The 20,136-nt window shown below is 48.1% G+C and carries 20 protein-coding genes and 4 tRNA genes; 8 read left to right on the top strand and 16 right to left on the bottom strand.

Annotation, left to right across the window (positions count from 1 at the left end):
• Positions 1 to 85: 85 nt before the first annotated feature.
• Complete coding sequence (locus tag FTU50_RS01155) at positions 86 to 1,384, top strand: SRPBCC family protein (protein WP_168381471.1); 1,299 nt, start codon at positions 86 to 88, stop codon at positions 1,382 to 1,384.
• Positions 1,385 to 1,461: 77 nt separating this feature from the next.
• Here FTU50_RS01155 and FTU50_RS01150 read toward each other — a convergent pair.
• From FTU50_RS01150 to FTU50_RS01135, 4 genes are all read right to left on the bottom strand, one after another.
• Positions 1,462 to 1,538: transfer RNA gene (locus FTU50_RS01150), tRNA-Arg, on the bottom strand.
• Between the two features lie 231 nt (positions 1,539 to 1,769).
• Positions 1,770 to 1,846 (bottom strand) — tRNA-Arg (locus FTU50_RS01145).
• Positions 1,847 to 1,895: 49 nt separating this feature from the next.
• Positions 1,896 to 1,972: transfer RNA gene (locus FTU50_RS01140), tRNA-Arg, on the bottom strand.
• A 13-nt stretch (positions 1,973 to 1,985) separates the two neighbouring features.
• Positions 1,986 to 2,075: transfer RNA gene (locus FTU50_RS01135), tRNA-Ser, on the bottom strand.
• A 265-nt stretch (positions 2,076 to 2,340) separates the two neighbouring features.
• Here FTU50_RS01135 and rnr point away from each other — a divergent pair.
• From rnr to FTU50_RS01110, 5 genes are all read left to right on the top strand, one after another.
• Positions 2,341 to 4,773 carry a ribonuclease R gene (gene rnr, locus FTU50_RS01130; protein ID WP_104483961.1) on the top strand — a complete coding sequence of 811 codons (2,433 nt, stop codon included), beginning with the start codon at positions 2,341 to 2,343 and terminating at the stop codon, positions 4,771 to 4,773.
• Between the two features lie 135 nt (positions 4,774 to 4,908).
• On the top strand, positions 4,909 to 6,948 hold the full coding sequence (locus FTU50_RS01125) for a M3 family metallopeptidase (protein ID WP_168408463.1): 2,040 nt from the start codon (positions 4,909 to 4,911) through the stop codon (positions 6,946 to 6,948).
• A 40-nt stretch (positions 6,949 to 6,988) separates the two neighbouring features.
• Positions 6,989 to 7,198, top strand: coding sequence for a YheV family putative zinc ribbon protein (locus FTU50_RS01120; protein WP_171065117.1), 210 nt, complete (start codon positions 6,989 to 6,991; stop codon positions 7,196 to 7,198).
• A gap of 22 nt (positions 7,199 to 7,220) precedes the next feature.
• Positions 7,221 to 7,637 carry a hypothetical protein gene (locus FTU50_RS01115; RefSeq protein ID WP_075167410.1) on the top strand — a complete coding sequence of 139 codons (417 nt, stop codon included), beginning with the start codon at positions 7,221 to 7,223 and terminating at the stop codon, positions 7,635 to 7,637.
• A 60-nt stretch (positions 7,638 to 7,697) separates the two neighbouring features.
• Positions 7,698 to 8,585, top strand: a complete 888-nt coding sequence (locus FTU50_RS01110; RefSeq protein ID WP_373685460.1) for a DMT family transporter — start codon at positions 7,698 to 7,700, stop codon at positions 8,583 to 8,585.
• A gap of 61 nt (positions 8,586 to 8,646) precedes the next feature.
• Here FTU50_RS01110 and FTU50_RS15690 read toward each other — a convergent pair whose 3' ends face one another.
• The 3 genes from FTU50_RS15690 to FTU50_RS01095 all read right to left on the bottom strand — a co-directional run bounded on the left by FTU50_RS15690 (position 8,647) and on the right by FTU50_RS01095 (position 12,805).
• Positions 8,647 to 10,089 (bottom strand): TRAP transporter large permease subunit, encoded by a 1,443-nt coding sequence (locus FTU50_RS15690; protein WP_373685462.1) that lies wholly within the window; start codon positions 10,087 to 10,089, stop codon positions 8,647 to 8,649.
• Between the two features lie 1,014 nt (positions 10,090 to 11,103).
• Positions 11,104 to 11,676 (bottom strand): rhombosortase, encoded by a 573-nt coding sequence (rrtA, locus tag FTU50_RS01100; protein ID WP_160240943.1) that lies wholly within the window; start codon positions 11,674 to 11,676, stop codon positions 11,104 to 11,106.
• A 55-nt stretch (positions 11,677 to 11,731) separates the two neighbouring features.
• A complete protein-coding gene (locus FTU50_RS01095; protein WP_163145409.1) occupies positions 11,732 to 12,805 on the bottom strand; it encodes a hypothetical protein in 1,074 nt (357 codons plus the stop codon).
• A 124-nt stretch (positions 12,806 to 12,929) separates the two neighbouring features.
• Here FTU50_RS01095 and FTU50_RS01090 point away from each other — a divergent pair, with 124 nt between their 5' ends.
• On the top strand, positions 12,930 to 13,175 hold the full coding sequence (locus FTU50_RS01090; RefSeq protein WP_180062598.1) for a hypothetical protein: 246 nt from the start codon (positions 12,930 to 12,932) through the stop codon (positions 13,173 to 13,175).
• Between the two features lie 147 nt (positions 13,176 to 13,322).
• Here FTU50_RS01090 and FTU50_RS01085 read toward each other — a convergent pair whose 3' ends face one another.
• Together FTU50_RS01085 and FTU50_RS01080 are read right to left on the bottom strand one after the other, a co-directional pair.
• Positions 13,323 to 13,715 (bottom strand): hypothetical protein, encoded by a 393-nt coding sequence (locus tag FTU50_RS01085; RefSeq protein ID WP_005180237.1) that lies wholly within the window; start codon positions 13,713 to 13,715, stop codon positions 13,323 to 13,325.
• Positions 13,702 to 13,959, bottom strand: coding sequence for a succinate dehydrogenase assembly factor 2 (locus tag FTU50_RS01080; RefSeq protein WP_005180238.1), 258 nt, complete (start codon positions 13,957 to 13,959; stop codon positions 13,702 to 13,704). The genes FTU50_RS01085 and FTU50_RS01080 overlap by 14 nt, the downstream gene beginning before the upstream one ends.
• Before the next feature lie 183 nt (positions 13,960 to 14,142).
• On the opposite strand from FTU50_RS01080, the gene FTU50_RS01075 reads away from it, so the two are divergent.
• On the top strand, positions 14,143 to 15,315 hold the full coding sequence (locus tag FTU50_RS01075) for an acyl-CoA dehydrogenase family protein (RefSeq protein ID WP_075167404.1): 1,173 nt from the start codon (positions 14,143 to 14,145) through the stop codon (positions 15,313 to 15,315).
• Positions 15,316 to 15,402: 87 nt separating this feature from the next.
• Here FTU50_RS01075 and FTU50_RS01070 read toward each other — a convergent pair whose 3' ends face one another.
• The 7 genes from FTU50_RS01070 to rpmJ form a co-directional block, all read right to left on the bottom strand.
• On the bottom strand, positions 15,403 to 16,893 hold the full coding sequence (locus tag FTU50_RS01070) for an NAD(P)/FAD-dependent oxidoreductase (RefSeq protein ID WP_005180241.1): 1,491 nt from the start codon (positions 16,891 to 16,893) through the stop codon (positions 15,403 to 15,405).
• A gap of 198 nt (positions 16,894 to 17,091) precedes the next feature.
• Positions 17,092 to 17,457, bottom strand: coding sequence for a 50S ribosomal protein L17 (gene rplQ, locus FTU50_RS01065; RefSeq protein ID WP_004754212.1), 366 nt, complete (start codon positions 17,455 to 17,457; stop codon positions 17,092 to 17,094).
• Between the two features lie 19 nt (positions 17,458 to 17,476).
• The gene (locus FTU50_RS01060; RefSeq protein ID WP_005180245.1) at positions 17,477 to 18,484 is read right to left on the bottom strand and encodes a DNA-directed RNA polymerase subunit alpha; all 1,008 of its coding nucleotides are present in this window, start codon (positions 18,482 to 18,484) and stop codon (positions 17,477 to 17,479) included.
• Between the two features lie 17 nt (positions 18,485 to 18,501).
• The gene (gene rpsD / locus FTU50_RS01055; RefSeq protein ID WP_016658534.1) at positions 18,502 to 19,125 is read right to left on the bottom strand and encodes a 30S ribosomal protein S4; all 624 of its coding nucleotides are present in this window, start codon (positions 19,123 to 19,125) and stop codon (positions 18,502 to 18,504) included.
• Between the two features lie 12 nt (positions 19,126 to 19,137).
• Positions 19,138 to 19,524, bottom strand: coding sequence for a 30S ribosomal protein S11 (gene rpsK / locus FTU50_RS01050; protein ID WP_001040166.1), 387 nt, complete (start codon positions 19,522 to 19,524; stop codon positions 19,138 to 19,140).
• Between the two features lie 19 nt (positions 19,525 to 19,543).
• On the bottom strand, positions 19,544 to 19,900 hold the full coding sequence (gene rpsM / locus FTU50_RS01045) for a 30S ribosomal protein S13 (RefSeq protein ID WP_005012957.1): 357 nt from the start codon (positions 19,898 to 19,900) through the stop codon (positions 19,544 to 19,546).
• 107 nt (positions 19,901 to 20,007) lie between these two features.
• Positions 20,008 to 20,124, bottom strand: coding sequence for a 50S ribosomal protein L36 (gene rpmJ, locus FTU50_RS01040; protein ID WP_000867907.1), 117 nt, complete (start codon positions 20,122 to 20,124; stop codon positions 20,008 to 20,010).
• Between the last annotated feature and the right edge of the window lie 12 nt (positions 20,125 to 20,136).

Here is a 20,136-nt window from a genome sequence, read left to right as displayed (position 1 = left end):
GATGATGCTGCAACCACCATTCAAAAAATAACCCGATTCAAAACGGGATGATTCGCTCACCTCCACAGCAAAAACAGGATGTTTTATGCCACAGACGCACACCCGATTGATCGCCCTGCTTTGCAGTCTGCTGCTGCCGGTTTCTGCCTGGGCCAGTTTAGTTCGCTGGACAGGAAAAATGCCAGGCAGTTTACAAGGCTATGGCAGCAGTGCCGAGCAGCTGGCCGCGCTGACCGGAGATGGAATTCTGATTTATGCGCATGCCGCGCAACCGATTCAGCTGCCAACTTTCGCATCCACAAAACGGGGTAAATTTTATAGTGCTGCGGTGGTGCTGCCAGTGCCCAGTCACAAAGTTGCGGCGCTGCTCAGTGATTATTCAGGCTATGCCCAGCTGTTTCCGACCTTAAAAAGCGCCAAGATGCTGGAGCAGCGCCAGCACATCAGTCAGGTCAAATACCGGATTCATATTCCCACGCCCATTCCGGTGCTGAACTTTAAAGACGATGTGATTCTGCAACATCAGCGCACCGACAACAGTATTGAAACCCTGGTGATTGACGCACCCATTCCGTATGGCGCCGGAAAAATAGAATGGTTTGCCTTGTCGGCCCATCAGACGCTGGTCACGGTCACGCACTGGGGAGATTTGGCGCAGCCCAAAGGCTTTTTATTTCGTACCATCCTGAATGCCCTGCCCGATGCCAAACTGGGCCTGCCGGCCGGCACCAATGCCTTTATTCTGGAAGCACTGCAACGTAAATTTAAAAGCACAACACCCCGAGCCTTACCCGCCGGTGACGTACCAGCCCCTGAATTAAGTGTCAGCCAGATGAACAAAATCCGGCAGATCAGCCAGAAATCACAACAACCCGTATCCTTTATTTTGCCGGCCTATCAGGTGTCCTATGGCGCAAAGCAGGAAGTCATGCGTTTTAGCAGCAGCTATCAATACTATGCCCAGCCAGCAAGCAAGCTAAAACCCTGGCTTGAACCGCAAGCCTACCAGCGCCTGTTTCCACGGCAAATTAAAAAAGTTCATATTCAGCAGCCCTCTGCCCGGCAGCTGGATGCCAACTATAAAATTTCGGTCGGACTGGGCGTGATTCAGATTCCGTTTGATTTTAAACTGCGTTTTCAGGCACAAGGCGCTCTGGAGCAGCAGTTTCAGGCGGTGGGGGGAGATTTACGCTATGTGCAAGGCGGCATGCAGATTTTGCCGCAAGCCGAGGGCAGTTTACTGAATGTGACCAGCGCCATGAACATTGATGCGCAGGCACCGTTTTTATTACGCGCCATGCGCAGTATGCCGTATCACGAGCTGCTGCCGGCATTGGGTGGCAATACCGTGCTGACCTTAAAGATTCAACAGAAGATCAAATAATGCGGGAATGTTTTAGTAAATTATAGACACAAAAAAACCGCAACATGTGCGGTTTTTTCAGAATTCTTTATCAAGATTGGTGCGCTCAGAGAGATTCGAACTCCCGACCCCTTAGTTCGTAGCCAAGTGCTCTATCCAGCTGAGCTATGAGCGCGACGTCTTGATGGGGTGCATTATACGGGCTTTTCGGTATTTGTTAAGTCTTATTTCATAAAAATGCAACCAAATGGATAGATATTGGACAAATCATGTATTTGTACGCTGATTTTATACAGGTTTTAAATTGCAGTTGAAATTGTAACAAATAAGGAAGCCGGCTGATGCAGCTGAGTAGCCAAATTGCAGGCACAAAAAAACCGCAACATGTGCGGTTAATTGTTCAAGTTGGTGCGCTCAGAGAGATTCGAACTCCCGACCCCTTAGTTCGTAGCCAAGTGCTCTATCCAGCTGAGCTATGAGCGCGTCACTTGTGTCGTCTATATTAGACTACGTTATTTCCCAGTTTACTTATTGGTGCGCTCAGAGAGATTCGAACTCCCGACCCCTTAGTTCGTAGCCAAGTGCTCTATCCAGCTGAGCTATGAGCGCGACATAAGTAAAGTGGCGGTGAGAGAGGGATTCGAACCCTCGATACAGTTGCCCGTATGCGTCCTTAGCAGGGACGTGGTTTCAGCCACTCACCCATCTCACCGTAACGTGCCGCCATAATACAAATTTAACTGTAGCACTGCAAGCGCAGTCACTCTATTTTTTGCAGTTTTTTGCTCAATTAAATATTTTTTAAACAATTTATTGCTTCTAGCCTGGCATTTTCTGCAAATTTACAGGGAATGTGATTTTATCTACTCGCAATCATCTTAAAATAAAGACTTAAAACACATTATTGCAATCATTTACGTGCAGTCTGACGCTGCATGACTTATGCTAAACCTATCTTCTGACTTGAAGCCAAAGACATGATGAAAAACTGGGTCGATCCTGAAGCAAAAGCTGAAGCCGAACGTTACGATAATCCGATTCCAAGTCGCACACTGATTCTTGAAAGTATTGAAAAACTGCAACAGGCCCAGTCGCATGCCGACTTGGTTGAATATTTTGAAATTGCCGATCAGAAAAGTATTGATGCCCTGAGCCACCGCTTAATTGCCATGGTGCGTGATGGCCAGCTCATGAAAGACGGATTCAAGTTCCAGCTTGCCGCCGAGCAGCCTACCCATGAAGCCACGGTCTACATTAATAGCAAGGGACTGGGTTCTGCCCATATTGACGGACAAAATGACATCCTGCTACCCGAGCGTGAATTGCGTCTGGTGTTTAATGGCGACCGCGTTAAAGTACGCCAGACCTCGGTCGATCGCAAAGGCAAAGCCTGGGGCTTTATTACCGAAGTCCAGCAGCGCCGCGTGAAACAGATCATTGGTAAACTGTCGATGTATGACGGTGAATATTTTATTCAGCCGGGCAATCCGAACAGCCATCAGCCGGTGACTTTAGAAAAAGAACTGGTTGAACACGCCAAACTGAATCTGGGCGATTCGGTCCGCGTTGCCATTGATGACTATCCAAGCCGTGAAGAATTTGCTACGGGACATGTGGTGCAGTCGATGGCCGATAAAGCCGACACCGAAATCATCATTCCCCAAACCATTTTAGAGTTTGGTTTGCCATATGAATTTCCGGACAATGTCTTAAAAGATGCCGACAGTTTTAAAGAACCCTCGGCCAAAGACCGTGAAGGCCGGGTCGATTTACGTGATTTAGCTCTGGTCACCATTGACGGTGAAGATGCCCGCGACTTTGATGATGCGGTGTATGCAGAAAAACGTCCAGGGGGCGGCTACCGCGTAGTGGTCGCGATTGCCGATGTCAGCCACTATGTGCGCACGGGCAAACCGCTGGATGATGAAGCCCAGGAACGCGGCACTTCGGTCTATTTCCCGCATTTTGTCTTGCCGATGTTGCCTGAAGCCTTATCGAATGGCTTATGTTCGCTGAATCCGCAGGTAGATCGTCTGTGTATGGTCTGTGACCTGAACCTGTCCCGTGCCGGCCGGGTGACCAAATTCGAATTCTATCCTGCGGTAATGCATTCCAAAGCCCGTCTGACCTATACCCAGGTGGCGCAATATTTTGACGGCGACAGCGCTGCCATTCCGGAAGACCGGGATGTACGCAAATCGCTGAATACCCTGTTTCAGCTGTATCAGGTACTCAAAGGTTTACGTGCCCAGCGTCATGCTATGGAATTTGAAACCGTCGAAACCTATATGACCTTCGACGAACTCGGCGGAATTCAGGAAATCCTGCCACGAACCCGTAATGATGCGCATAAACTGATTGAAGAGTGCATGTTGCTGGCCAACGTGGCAGCAGCAGAGTTTGCGCTCAAAAATGATATTCCAATGCTGTACCGTGTGCATGAGCCACCTGAGTTTTCACGGATTCAGAAAGTTCGTGAATTTGTAAAACTGCTGGGGCTGAATTTCCCGGAACAGCCAACCCAGGCCGATTATCAGGCCGTGATTGATGCCACCAAAGACCGCATTGATGCGCCAAGTATTCATGCGGTGCTATTACGCTCGATGATGCAGGCCTATTACGGCGCGGCCAATGCCGGCCACTATGGTCTGGCCTATGAAGCCTATACTCACTTCACCTCGCCAATTCGCCGTTATCCGGATCTACTCTTGCACCGTGCCATTAAAGCGCATCTGGCCCAGAAACCATATCCGATTTCGGGTGCCGCGCTGGATGATGCCGGTGAGCATTTCTCGCAAACCGAACGTCGTGCCGATGAAGCTTCCCGCTCTGTGACCATGTGGCTGAAATGTCATTATATGCAGCAGCATTTAGGCGAAGAATTTGTCGGGGTGATTTCTGCCGTGACCGAATTTGGTCTGTTTGTCACGCTGAAAGACCTGTATGTCGATGGCATGATTCACGTCAGCCAGCTGGGCGATGACTTCTTTATGTTTGATCAGGCCAGCCAGTCACTGGTCGGTCAGTCACGCGGTCAGACCTTTAGTCTGGGCGATGAAGTCAAAGTTAAAGTGGCCGGAGTCAACCTGGAAGAACGCAAGATTGATTTCGAGCTGGTCAAACAATTGACCCATGCTGGCCGCGCGATCCGCAGCCGTGCACCACGCGTGGCCAAAGCCGCGCCGCGTGCTGAAGCCACCGAAGAAATCTTTCATGATCGTCCAGTCAAGCTTGCCGTGAGTGAAGATGGCGAACAGCCGTTGAAGAAGAAAAAGGCCAAATCCAAGCCGAGTTCTTATGGCAAAAAGCCGGCGAAAAAAGTCACCGCCAAGGCTGAAAGCAAAGACAAGGTCAAGAAAAAAGCCAAAGTGAAAAAGAAAAAGTCCAATGCCAAGTCCAAGCTGGACTAAGCAGCCCGATCAGAAACAGAGCGCCACGGCGCTCTTTTTTGTATGAAGTTGAGCAATTCTGTACACACCGCTTGATTTCCCACGCTGGAGGCCCTACATCTATTGCTAAGACAGGACTTCAACATGGAAAAAGAAATGACATTAGAACAGGCAACCCTGCCAGTACCCCAGTTTGACCAGATTACGCTGCCCCAATTAAAACAACAGGTTGAACAGACCATCACCCAAGGGCAGGCCTTTTTACAGCAACTCCAAGACATTCCGGCCAGTAGCGATGCACAGTTGCAGGTTCTGGCGCAGGTCGATCATCTGGAAAACCAGATGAGCGAAAGCTGGGGCGTACTCTCGCACCTGAATGCGGTGATGAACAATGCCGAAACCCGTGAAGTCTATCAGGCACTGTTACCTGGCCTGAGCGAATACTATACCCAGCTCGGTCAGCACACGGTGCTGTATCAGACCTATCAGCAGGTTCATGATGCAGTGACGTTTAATGACTTACCCGCAGCGCAACAAAGCGCAATTAAACTGGCGCTGCGTGACTTTAAATTGTCAGGTGTGGCCTTGGAAGGTGAAGCGAAAAAACGCTATGCGGAAATTTCAGCGCGCCTGTCGCAGCTGTCCTCTGACTTTTCCAACCATGTACTGGATGCAACACAGGCTTACTTTAAACCGCTCACAGAAGCACAACTAGCCGGCCTGCCTGCCAGCAGTGTGGAATTACTCAAGCAGTATGGCCAGCAACGTGAGCTGGAGCAGCCGGTTGCGACGCTGGATTTCCCGTCCTATCTGGCCATTATGACCTATGCTGAAGATCGCAGCCTGCGTGAAGAGTTATATAAGGCTTATACCACCCGTGCTTCTGACCAGTCGGCCGATCAGGCCTTTGACAATACCGCGGTGATGGAAGAAATTTTAAGCCTGCGTCAGGAAATGGCCCAGCTGCTCGGCTTTAACAACTATGCCGAACTGTCATTAGCCAGCAAAATGGCACCAAGTGTCGAAGCAGTTGAGCAGTTCCTGGTTGAGCTGGCCGAACATGCCCGTCAGCCGGCTGAACAGGAAATTGTCGAACTGAAAGCCATTGCCGCAGCAGATGGCATTCAGCAGCTGCAACCGTGGGATACCAGTTTCTATTCAGAAAAGCTGAAACTGGCCCAGTTCAATCTGTCTCAGGAAGCACTGAAACCGTATTTCCCGGCGCCAAAAGTGGTTGATGGCTTATTTAGCATCGTTAAACGTCTATACGATGTGGATATTATCGAGCGTGAAGCACCAGTCTGGCATCCAGACGCCCGTTATTTTGAACTGCAAGATCAGGGTCAGGTAATTGGCGGTTTCTATTTTGACCTGTATGCCCGTCAGGGCAAACGCGGCGGCGCCTGGATGAGCGGTTTCCGTTCGCGCATGCAGCAAAGCCAGGGCCTGCAACAGCCAATTTGCTATATGGTCTGTAACTTCACCCCGCCCGTGGGGGATCAGCCGGCCTTACTGACCCATGATGAAGTACTGACCTTATTCCATGAATTTGGGCATGGCCTGCATCATATGCTGACGGAAGTCGACAACATTGCGGTGGCCGGCACTCACGGCGTAGCCTGGGATGCTGTGGAACTGCCAAGCCAGTTTATGGAATTCTGGGCCTGGGACAAAGAAAGCCTGGATGTACTCAGTCAGCACATCGACACACAGGCCACCCTGCCGGATGATTTACTGCAGGCGCTGCTGAATGCGCGCTTCTTCCAGTCCGGCATGCAGACCCTGCGCCAGCTGGAATTTGCCCTGTTTGACCTGAATATTCACCGCATGACCCCAGCCTTGACCGCCAGCCAGATTCAGGATGTGCTGAATGAAATCCGGCATAAATATGCAGTGGTGCCAACCACCGATTACAACCGCTTCCAGCATAGCTTCAGTCACATCTTCGCCGGGGGCTATGCGGCCGGTTATTATTCCTATAAATGGGCCGAAGTTTTGGCCAGCGATGCCTTCGATCGCTTCGAAAATGAAGGGGTATTTAACACCGACACCGGAAAGCAGTTCAGGCAGTTTATTCTAGCAGTTGGCGGAAAAGATTCAGCACTTGACGCGTTTATCAATTTCCGAGGACGCGAGCCAAAAATAGATGCATTATTGCGTCATCAAGGTTGGACGAAGCCAATTAAAAACGCTTAAACTAGGGCCTTAATTTGAACACAGGATCAGTATGATGACCATCAAACGTCGTTTCATTGCAGGCGCAAAATGTCCAAAATGCCAGGCTATGGATCGGGTGGTCATGCTGACCTCAGGTGATGATGAATGGATTGAATGTATCGACTGTGGCTATAGCGAAAATCGCCCAACCCATGTCGATGAACCTCAGCCACCGGCAGCGCCTGATGAAGTGGGTGTGATTCAATTTAAACCACGTCATCCTAAGTAAAAAAATTAAGGTTCATTTATTCATGACGCTTGATCAGAGAAATAGCTCAAAACTATTATGGGCCATTATTGGGGGCCTGATCGTAATCGTACTTGTGGTGCTGTCTTATCAATGGATGAGCCAAAACCAGAGTGCAGAGGTAACACCTGAAGCCGAGCTGCTAAGTCAGCCGGCCGCACCTGCGGCTAAAGCCAAAGCAGAACCAGCGGTGCAGCTGGAAGAAGTACCACAGCAACTGGTGAGTGAAGATATTCTGAAACAGCCGGTTGCTACCAACGCGACCCTGGCCAAAGAAGAAATGGCCAAACTGGAAGATCTGCAGGCACAGCTAGATGATCAGGCCGCGCTGCTCAATGCCCAGCACGCCGATGCTGATGAACTGATTCGCCTGAAAGAAGAACAGATTCAGCTGCTCGAAGCCCAGCTCAAACAGCAATAATTATGACCGGCAGTCTGCGTTAAATCGGCTAGAATACATCCTTATTCCTCGCCCGGGTTGATGATGACTGCCTCCATGCCTCAGCATGATCTGATCAAAGCCATTGGCTTACTCACCCTCTCTGCTTTTCTGTTTTCGCTCATGGGCGTGTGTATCCGCTACGCCTCGCATACGGTCGACAATGCCACTATTGTGTTCTTCCGTAATTTTATTGGCCTGTTTATTTTTCTGCCGCTGCTGTTCAATAAAGGCCTCGGCTTTTTTAAAACCCGGCGTCTGTGGATGCATACCTGGCGTAGTGTGGTCGGTCTGCTGGCGATGTATGGCTTTTTCTATGTCATTGCCCAGCTTAAACTGTCCAATGCGATGGTGTTTACCTATTCTTCCCCGATCTTTATTCCGCTCATTGCCTGGTTATTCCTGAAAGAAAAAGTCAGTGCAGCCATGCTGATCGCCGCCCTGTTTGGTCTAATGGGCGTACTCTGTGTGGCCAAACCAGATGCCGGCCTGTTCAATCATCTGTCGATCATTGGTCTGGGCGCCAGTTTTCTGGCCGCAATCGCCTTTGTCACTGTGCGCGCCCTGACGCAAACCGAACCACCAGAACGGATTGTGTTTTATTTCTGCCTGATTGGCACCCTGATTTCAGTCATTCCAATGTTCTGGCTATGGCGAAGCTATCAATGGAGTGAACTGGGCCTGCTGATCAGTGCCGGGGTGCTGGCCAATATCAGCCAGATTTTTATGTCGCGGGCCTATAGTCTGGCACCTGCTGGTCAGATTGGGCCGGTAAATTATATTGCGATTATTTTTGCCGGCATCTGGGGCTTTTTGTTCTGGCAGGAATTGCCAGATCTGTCTAGCCTGCTCGGCTTTGGCCTGATTTTAATTGCGATTTTACTGTGCAGCCCGCTGTTTAAAAAAGCCAGTCCTACACAGGCGCCATAAAAATACCCTGACCTTTCGCAAAAGATCAGGGTATGGTCATCATCACGGTTGAACGGCTGGCTTACTGATACCAGCCAAACAGTTTAAAGAAGTATGGTACATAGGCAATGATCAGCATCGCTGGCAGCATCACCAGAATCGGCAGAATCCAGCGCTCAAAACGATAGTAGAAGGATTTGTGGCGCACTTCGGCATCTGCCGCCGCCACTTCTTTATCGCCAATCGACTGCCTCGCCAGCAAGTGGTTCAGCGCGACCGGCGGGGTGATATAGCCCATTTCAAAGCCAATCAGGGTAATCATCCAGAAATGCACCGGTTCAATCCCATACTGGTAGGCCACCGGTGCCACCGTGGCAGAAATCAGGATGACCGCACCAAACGGGTCCATAATCATGCCGACCAGTACCATCACCAGTACAATCAGGCTAATCACAATAAAGGTACTACTGATATCGGTCGGGAAAGCCTCCATGATTTCAATCCGTTCCAGGAAGCCGCCGACACTGACCGATAAGGCCATCAAAATCACCAGTGCACCAATATGCCCCACGGTTTCACTAATGGAAATGTGCATCGACTTCCAGAAGCCAACCTCACGCTCCGGCTCGGACACCGCCACGCTATGATCCGCCGACATGCCAGTATCCTCAGTTGCAGTATGTACGCCATCGCGGTATTCCACACCACTGACTGCACTAGCGGTCGCCAGCGCCGGTTGCGATGAATCGGTATATTTTGCTGTCAGGCTTTCATCCCAATGACCTACTGGTGGAATTGGCGCCGGTTCATGCCGCAATTTATCAAACAGGACAATTAACAGCAGAATCACAGGCATCATCACCGGCGCGGTAAATTCGTTCAGGTTGGTGTCCAGCGCATATTTGTAGAACATCCAGATCAGCACGAAAATAATCACATACGGCACCACCGCACCCATGGCACGTAAAGATCGTGGTGCAGCCACAGCTGGTGAAGCAATCCGGAACTTACTTTCAGCAAAGAACAGCGATACCACCAGGAAAATTGTTGTAGTCAGCAGGAATACATACACGCCATAGTGGTACAGCACATCGGTGGTGACTTCCTTGTTTAAAGAGGCAACGACCACAATCAGCAGACATGGACGTAATACCACCCCCATCGAACCGGACAGTGCCGTTGCTGCCAGAGCAAACTGACGGCGACCGCCAGCATTCCAGACTTCTTTATAAATGATGGCACCGGCCGCGATCACGAAAATCCCCGAGGCACCGGTATAGGCTGTCGGTAATGCTGCACCAATCAGGATTAACCAGGTCAGGGTTTCTGGTGCCAGATTCCATGGCCGCATGATGTTCAGGAATTTATCCACCACACGGGTCTGCTTCAGCAGCATACCGGCCCAGATAAACAGCGCCAGATTCAGGAAGATGCTGGAGAATTCCACCAGCTGGCCCAGGTAAATCCCCTGCCCCATTGGATAATCCATGAAGAAGGTAAAGGCAATACCGGTAATAATGGCCATATAGGCATACAGCGGTACACTCAGGAAAGCCAGACCTAGACTGCCGCCTTCTCGCGTTGGTGCAGGCGGACGAACAAACTGCCATAAACTGATGAGGGTCAGCGCACTAAACAGGATCATCCACAACCAGTAAATGATCTGCATTTCACCGGTCATCGGTACCCCGGAATTCAGCACCGAACGATACTGGCTATAGGCCGAGAATGCCAGAAAGGCATTGGCCACGGTCATGCAGGTGGTATATATCCGATAATCAATTCGTGTGGCAGGCCCACGCAAACCAATATGATGGGTTTTTAAAGTGGCACTAATCGCCGCAAACACCACCATCAACACCAGCAGCAAGGCACGGTTTTCCGTACCAAATTTAAAGATGCCAAAGAAAGTGGTTTCTACACTGCGATAGGTGCGTAAACTTGGATGCGCCTGCATATGCTGCACAGCCTGATCATAAAACACATATTTTTCTTCACAGACCTGCTGCGCGGCCATAATTGAGGCACGCACATCCGATTCAGACGGGGTTCCAAAAATATCGGCAAATTCATCGGCCGCGTTAGCTTTCATTTGTGCCTGCACCTGGCCGTCAATATCTGGATTACGGTCACAGTCAGGGGCACTTGGTTCAGCGCGCAAGAATGAATACTGCATGCCGGTGGCAGGATCACCGTATAGACGTTCGCCCATACGCAACAGCTGGCCGTGAATCATCTCACCGGTTCCAATGATCAGCGTCAGCAGCAGCAGCACCAGAATCACAAAGGCAGAAATCCATTCTGTCCATATATATCTGAGCAGATCCAGTCCGGATCTGCGTTGTCCTTGATTTGACATATTTTTTCCTGTTTTTTTATTTTCGGAAACGGCAACAGGGCCGTATTTCGCGCATCCTGTAGCAAGCAGCCATCCTGCTGCTATTCAAATCTTGTTGTCATTCTTTTCGAATGTGCATCAAAGTACATTCATTTAAAATGACAATATTCATTTTCTTTTTGGTAGAAATGGTCAACCGGATCACTTTTTCAAGCTGTAAGTATAGATCAGATAGACAATCGCCAATCCCGCACCCCAGATCACGCCCAGCAAATGTGCCTCGACCAGTACCGGGCTACCAATCAGCTCGGCCGTTTCCTTACTGCCAAAGGTATTTTCCCACAGCAGTTTGGCCAGAATCAGCAGCAATACCAGCGCAGCAAACCGGCGTTCTTGAGCATCAAGCAGATGCACTACTGCCACCGCCATATAGGCTCCATGCAGCACCCCAGACAGGCCGGCATAGGCTTCAATATGTGGAAACAGGACATAGAAACTGAAACTGATGGCCGGAGGTAATAGTAATAACAGGCTGACAAAATGCCAGGTTTTGACCCGCGGAAAAATAAAAGGCAAACAGGCAAAGGCCAGAATATTCAGCAGATAATGCACCCAGCCCACATGCACCCAATGCGCTGTCCACAAGCGCCAGAATTCTTGTAACAGAGCAGGACGCCAATAAATAAAATGATCCGCAAACACCTGCAAACAGGCCGCCAGCGACATAAACACGGCAATAAAAATAATTTTCTTACTGAAAAAATGAAGTGTCATGTCGTTGTCCCTGTTGAATCTTTTAAGTATAAAGCGTCCTCCTCGTAGCGACTATTTACAGATTGTTGAGTTCCGTATCTGGATCAGCGCTTGTATCTTCACCAAATAAATCATCCAGTTCAGACGCATTGTCCTGCTCATCCCAGAAACGGCTCATGCCATCATCGGCAGTACGTACCCCGGTATTTTCAGTCCAGTAACGGTCAGAAATCCCCTGCACCATGGTGGCGGCCATACTGTCAATTAACTTGAATTGTGGGTTAATCGGTTTTTCTTCGGTGCGTGCAGCCGCAAATGATTTTAGCGCATCACGAATTTTGGCATCATCGCCGCTGGCCTGCGCGGCCACTGCATACAGAGCATGCGACAGGCGCACGCCTTTCTGCTCGCCAATTTGCATCGACTGTTTCAGGGTCTGATACGGCTCCGGTTTGCCCTCTCCCGCACCTGGCAACAAGGTCCAGATCACGGCACGGGTGGCTTGTGGTGCACCCCAGAACTTTTCGTTGTTCAGACAGGTCATGCCACGCTCGACCACGGCAGCAATATCTTTGGGCACATGCACCGCACCGCCAGAGTTAATATCATTGGTCATGGCCTGCAAACCGCTGATCATGCCAAGCAAATATACGGTCTGATCAATATCGCTATTCATTTTCGGGCAGCCTTCACCCAGTGGTTTTCTGTATTTCTTTTCCCAGCGATTCTGAAATAACTGATAACCGGTATATTGGCGCTGTGCCGCAATGGCCGCCCAGCGTTTCTGTTCAATCCGGGCATCTTGCGCTTCACTGACCTGTCCGGCTTTTGAAGCACGCAAATAACGCAGCTCGGCATCCAGGGCACGGTTTTCCGCACAGATACCGGCGGCTGAATACATTAGCACCGCAACCCGGGTCGGGTCTGCACCCATATCTTTGGTGGCCATAATTGCAGGAGTCAGGGAATTACCACTGCTACAGACCATTTCGGCATCATCCATGGCCAGAATGGGAGGAACAATATGTTTTTCTGTAAAACCTAAAGCCACATTGGCACCGGTTTTCACCACTTGTGAACAGCCAGAAAGAAGTGTTGTTGTGAATGCAATAACCGCCACACCCTGGCAGATTTTTTGGACTTGCGACATTTTCCTGTCCTCTATAATTGTGTTTATGTCCATGGCAACAAACATATCAGATGCATTATCTGAATAAAAGAGCATTTACTCTAATCTGAGAGCTGTACTTTGACATGAAAAGCGGGCAAGAAAATTGACTGAATTTGCAGGAAAGCCAAATTTTAGGCAAAAAAAAAGTAGCATTGCGACGGTTCAGCACATGCTACTTATTAACTGGAACCCAATTACGGGCATTTTATTGGTGCAATTCGTTCCTTCAGCAAGCTTCCTCATCATCCAGCCACAATTGAACACAATTGCGATGACCAGAAACATTCACGTGGCGATCACCCTGGCGATTTCCCTGTTTGCTGTTGGTGTCTTTAATATATCTGGATAATTTTCAAACACAAGAGGCTTTTGTCCAACAATCGGTATTTTTTGCCAATTTACCGTGACTGTGTAGGACAAATAAAATGATAGACTTTATAAATTTATTTAAAATCAATATCTTATTTTTATATTAAAATATACAACTGTCTGACAATTAGATGGTTTTTGCCAATGTTTTTAAGGCTTTCCACTCTGCAAACGAAACTTGGTCACGCCAGATGACTGCAGATTTGACCGGTGCATGATGAAAATACAGCACCAGATACAGCTGATGATCCAGAATATGCTCGAGCAGACCGCGTTGAATCTTGGAGCCAGAATTAAACTGCAGACTCCACTCTGCCCCATCTAAATGCGCCAAGGCGGTTAATTGGGAGCGTCGCTGAAACCCGTAATAACTGACAGCCGCCAGGAGCAGACCTAGCAGCCAAAGCAGCGGATGTAATAATTGAAAACTTAAAACAGAAAATAGGATCAGCAGGCTCAGCTGAAACAGCAGCGCCAGACGGCTCGGTTTCAGCTGAAAGTCGCGCTTAGCCGTGGACATAGTGTTTTAATTTACGGATCAGCTCGCGCATTTCCGGGCGTGGCGGTTCAGACACTTCCATAAACCAGTCCAGCAAATCCGGATCTTCCTGTTCAACCAGCGCCGCAAACGTGGCTTTTTCTTCCGGATCAGCGGTTAAATAATAGTTTTTCACATAAGGATCAAAGTAGACATCAATTTCCTTTAAACCGCGACGGGCACGATAAATCACTTTACGCTCTTCTAAGCTAATGTCTTCACTCATGGTTTTGTCCACATCATATTGATATCGCAATTAGTTTAACCCAGCCCAGAAAAAGTTTCGATGAATTTATCGGACTGACCAAAACCGCCAGCAAAAAGCCAGAAATGATGTTTCTGCACATTGTACTGCCGGCTCAGTTTGCTTTAGTTTCAAGGCATAAAAATAAGTGAAGGAACTCTAACCATGCAATCTGCTGCAATTCGCCCACTCAACAACATGTTGCCACGAAAATTATTTCAGAGTGAGCATGAGGCATTCCGCGATACGGTGCGCAAATTTTATGAAAAGGAAGTTTTGCCGAATACGGAAAAATATGAACAGCAACAGCATGTAGACCGCGATTTATGGAACAAGGCCGGTGAACTGGGGCTGCTGTGTACCACCATGCCAGAGCAGTATGGTGGCTCCGGGGTAGATCGCCTCTACAGTATGATTCTGATTGAAGAACAGGCCTATGCTGGCGACTCGGCCACCGGCTTCTCGCTGCATTCCGATATTGTCGCCAACTATATTCATAACTTTGGCAACGAACAGCAAAAACAGTACTGGTTGCCGAAAATGGCGACAGGTGAAGTGGTCACCGCCATTGCCATGACCGAACCGGGCACAGGCTCAGATTTACAGGCAGTACGCACCACGGCAGTTTTAGAGGGCGATGAATACGTCATTAACGGCTCTAAAATTTTTATTACCAATGGCTATTTATGCGATATGGCGATTGTGGTGTGTAAAACTGGCAATAGCGACAAAGGTTCGGCCAACCTGTCGCTGATTATGGTCGAGGCAAATCGTGCCGGTTTTAGCAAAGGCAAACCGCTGAATAAAATTGGCATGAAAGGTCAGGACACCTGCGAGCTGTTTTTTGATAATGTGCGAGTGCCCAAAGAAAACCTGCTCGGGATGGAAGGTATGGGCTTTATCATGCTGATGAAAGAGCTGGCCTGGGAACGCATGATTGTGGCGATTATCTGCCAGGCTGGTGCCGAAGCAGCCTTTGCGCATACCCTGCAATACACCAAAGAACGTAAAGCCTTTGGCAAACCGATTGGCGCCTTTCAGAATACCCGCTTTAAACTGGCGGAAATGCGCACTGAAATTGATTTCTGCCGCGCCTATCTGGACCGGTGTATGGAACTGCAGCTCGAAGATCAGCTAAGTGTTGATGCAGCAGCGGCGGCCAAATACAAAATCTCGGAGCTGTTTTCCAAAGTGGTGGATGAATGTCTGCAATTGCATGGCGGCTATGGCTATATGCTGGAATATCCGATTGCCCGTGCGTATTTAGACAATCGCGCCAACCGGATTTATGCCGGTACCAATGAAATTATGAAAGAGCTGATTTCCCGCTCCCTATAACGCATTACAAGCGTAGAACCCGATATAAACAACAAGGAAGCTCAATTGAGCTTCCTTTGTTCATTGCACGATCATGATGATGTGTGCTTAAGACACCAGTTTAGGTTTACGTGCAGACTCACTGACTGCTTTACGGAACTTCAGCACCGGATCAGCAAATGAAGCCTGTTTTAAATCCTTACGGTCTTTTAGATAATTATTGCTCACCCGCCAAGGTGCATGTTTACCCTGCTTTGGCATCACATTCGCGGCACGGGCAATATAACCCGAAGTTAAACTGCCCATCACAGTGTCTTCCATCAACTCTGAAGGATCACCTTCCGCAATCACTTCGGTATAGCCTTGCTGATCCATATGATTAATCAGACGGCAGATATAATCCGCAGCAATATCAACTTTTAAAGTCCAGGAGGCATTGATATAGCCAATAATCATGGCCATATTCGGCACATCGCTGACCATCACACCCTGATACAGCATATGTTTCGAGGTATCCAAAGGCTGATGATCAATGGTGGCTTTAACCCCGCCTAAAATCTGAATTTGCAGACCGGTAGCCGACACAATCACATCTGCGTCGAGATGTTTGCCAGATTTTAACTGGATGCCCTGTTCGGTAAAGGCTTCAATCTGGTCGGTTTCAACACTGGCCTGCCCTTCACGCAGCACTTTAAACAAATCTCCATCTGGCACCACACACAGACGCTGATCCCATGGATTATAGCTCGGGCTAAAGTGTTTCATATCCACTTTGCCTTTCAGCTGCATCTCAATTGACTTTAATAAAAATTTACGCAGCAGCTTCGGCTGTTTCTGTGCCAGCGCATACACACCGCGTTGCATACCAATATTTCGTGCCCGCGTCAGCTTATAAGCCAGCTCCTCCGGCAACACCTTGCGCATGTTGTTATAGATAAAATCCACCGATGGAATAGAGGCAATATAAGTCGGTGAGCGCTGCAGCATGGTGACATGCGCTGCACCGCCTTTGACCATTGCAGGCACCAAGGTAATAGCGGTAGCACCACTGCCAATAATCACCACTTTTTTACCAGAATAATCGAAGTTTTCCGGCCAATGCTGTGGATGAATAAAAGTACCTTTAAATGCCGACTGATTCGGGAAATCCGGCTGGAAGCCCTGATCATAATTGTAATAACCGGTACACCCCAGAACAAAATTGGCGATCCAGGTCTGTTTTTTGCCCTGTGCATTTTCAATCACGACAGACCATTTCTGGGTCTGGCTATCATAATTGGCAGACAGCACCCGATGCTGGAAATGAATTTTGGATTTCAGTTGATACTCTGCTATCACTTCTGACAGATAGTTCTTAATTGAAGCGCCATCAGCCAGAATGCTGTCTTGCGTCCAGGGCTTAAAATTAAAGCCAAAGGTCGACATATCCGAATCGGAACGAATACCCGGATATTTAAATAAATCCCAAGTGCCCCCAAAGCTCTCACGACGCTCGATAATTTCAAAGGTGCGCTGCGGGCAGTGTTTGGAAAGATGCGCGGCCAGACCAATACCAGAGATGCCCGCACCCACAATCAGAATATCAACATGCTTGTCCATTTTGTTTTTATACCTGTTCAACGTTCTGTTTTTATTAAAGCACAGATTTGACAATACTCAATGTCAAGTTTGATAAAAAGCGATAAAATTTATATCAATTCGGGACACAACAGAAAAATTGTCTGACAACTGGCCATAAAAAAAAGGCCGGTTTAAAAAACCGACCTTTTTTAGAACAACTGAACTGCTCTTGCGAAATTATTTAACTTCGCGATCTACAAGTTCAACGTAAGCCATCGGTGCAGCATCACCTGCACGGAAGCCCGCTTTAAGAACACGTAGATAACCGCCGTTACGTTCTTTGTAACGAGGGCCAAGAACGGTAAATAATTTACCAACAGTTGCTGCATTACGAGTACGAGCAAACGCCAAACGACGGTTTGCAACTGTATCGTTTTTAGCTAAAGTGATTAAAGGCTCAGCAACGCGGCGAAGTTCTTTCGCTTTAGGCAAAGTTGTTTTAATTAACTCGTGCTCAACTAAAGCATTGGTTAAGTTTTGGAACAACGCCTTACGGTGGCTGCTGGTACGGCCTAATTTCACACCACTATTACGATGACGCATGGTGAATAGTCCTACTTAATTAACGGCTACGATAAGCGAAGCGGTCGTCCATGCGGAGACTAGCTGGTGGCCAGTTCTCTAAACGCATGCCGAGCTGCAAGCCTTTCGATGCCAGAACATCTTTGATCTCAGTAAGCGATTTTTTACCCAGGTTAGGTGTTTTAAGTAACTCAACCTCGGTGCGCTGTACAAGATCACCAATGTAGTAAATATTTTCTGCTTTCAAACAGTTAGCAGAACGAACAGTAAGCTCTAGATCATCTACTGGACGAAGCAAAATTGGGTCAACTTCTTCACGAGGTTCTTGAGCCACAGGTGCCTGATCTTTCTGAAGGTCAACAAAGATTGCAATTTGTTGTTGCAAGATTGTTGCCGCTTTGCGGATTGCTTCTTCAGGATCAACAGTACCGTTGGTTTCAAGATCAATGATCAGCTTGTCAAGGTCAGTACGTTGTTCTACACGCGCATTTTCTACGATGTAAGACACACGTTTGATCGGGCTATAAGAAGCATCTAACTGTAAACGACCCACTGGGCGAGTTTCACCTTCTGGGAAACGTGAGTCAGATGTTTCATAACCACGGCCTTGAGCCACTTTCAAACGCATTTTTAACGCGCCTGATGCACTTAAAGTGCCGATCAAGTGTTCAGGGTTAACCACTTCAACATTATGCGGTAAACGAAGGTCAGCTGCAGTAACGTCACCTGGACCTTGTTTTTCCAATGTCAAATAAGCTTCATTTTGATCGAATAGCTTAATAGACAATCCTTTCAGGTTCAGCAAGAGCTCGACGATGTCCTGCTGCAAGCCTTCTAAGGTACTGTACTCGTGCTCAACACCCTCAATTTCAACTTCAACCACAGCTGCGCCAGGTAAAGAAGAAAGAAGGATGCGACGTAAAGCATTACCAAGAGTATGACCAAAGCCACGCTCTAATGGTTCCAGAATAACTTTTGCCGAGGTCCCGCTAACCGCTTCGACCTTGATCGCTTGCGGAGTTAGAAACTCATTTGCAGTACGCGTCATTATTGCTACCTCAAGGATTATTTAGAATACAATTCTACAATCAAGCTTTCGTTGATTTCAGCAGGTAAATCAGAACGATCTGGTGCAGCTTTGAACGTACCTTCTAATTTAGCGTGATCAACTTCCATCCAAGAAGGGATACCACGTTGAGCAGCTAATTCAATTGCGTTTTTGATACGTAATTGTTGTTTAGCACCTTCGTGAACTGCGATCACGTCACCAGCTTTAACTTGGATAGACGCGATGTTAACACGACGGCCATTCAAAGTAATGCTACGGTGAGATACAAGCTGACGAGCTTCTGCACGTGTAGAACCAAAACCCATGCGATAAACAACGTTATCAAGACGGCTTTCAAGCAATTTCAACAAGTTTTCACCTGTTGCGCCTTTAACACGAGCTGCTTCTTTATAGTAATTACTAAATTGACGCTCTAAAACACCGTACATACGACGTACTTTTTGTTTTTCACGTAATTGTAGTGAATACTCAGATTGTTTGCCGCGCGCTTGGCCATGTTGACCAGGAGCTTTAGCGTGTTTTTTAGTTTTGACGTCAAATGGTTTAACGCCAGATTTTAGTTGCAGGTCTGTCCCTTCGCGGCGAGAGAGTTTGCATTTTGGACCAATATAACGAGCCATGAATGTTTCTCCTTACACGCGACGTTTTTTAGGTGGACGGCAACCGTTGTGAGGAATTGGAGTCACATCGGTAATGCTGTTAATTTTATAACCCACTGCACCTAATGCACGAACCGCAGACTCACGACCTGGACCAGGACCTTTTACAAGGACGTCCAAGTTTTTCAAACCGTAATCTAAAGCAGCTTTACCAGCAACTTCAGCAGCTACCTGAGCAGCAAACGGAGTTGATTTACGTGATCCACGGAAGCCTTGTCCACCTGAAGTGGCCCAAGCCAGTGCATTACCTTGACGATCGGTAATAGTCACAATGGTGTTATTAAAAGAAGCGTGAATGTGTGCAACACCTTCAGAGACGGTACGGGTGACCTTCTTGCGTGTGCGAGTATCTTTAGCCATCTTTTAGCTTCCAGAAATCTTATTTCTTAATTGGTTTGCGCGGACCTTTACGGGTACGTGCGTTAGTTTTGGTGCGTTGACCACGGACAGGCAAGCTGCGACGATGACGAAGACCGCGGTAGCAGCCTAAATCCATTAAACGTTTAATGTTCATGGAAATTTCGCGACGTAAGTCACCTTCGGTCGGAACCTTAGCAACTTCTGCACGAATCGCATCAAGCTGAGCGTCATCTAATTCACGGATCTTAGTGGTAGTAGCGATACCAGCAGCAGCTAAGATGTTCTTAGCAGTGTGGCGACCAATACCAAAGATGTACGTTAGAGAGATAACAGCATGCTTGTTATCCGGAATGTTTACACCGGCAATACGAGCCATTCAATTTTCTCCAAAAAGGCAGTTAAGATAATCAACCGCCCCACAAAAATCTTGAGGGGCGGATAATAACCTAATTAGCCTACTGAAATCAACAGGTCTTGATCAGATTAACCTTGACGCTGCTTATGACGAGGTTCTGCGCTGCAAATTACGCGGATAACCCCATTACGACGGATAACTTTACAGCTACCACAAATTTTCTTTACAGAAGCTTGTACTTTCATGATGAAACCTCT

This window comes from Acinetobacter sp. YH12112 (assembly GCF_013418945.1).
In the GTDB taxonomy this organism is placed as follows: Bacteria; Pseudomonadota; Gammaproteobacteria; order Pseudomonadales; family Moraxellaceae; genus Acinetobacter; species Acinetobacter indicus.
The sequence above is the reverse complement of the archived record's forward strand: the minus strand, read 5'-3'. Positions and strand labels throughout refer to the sequence as shown.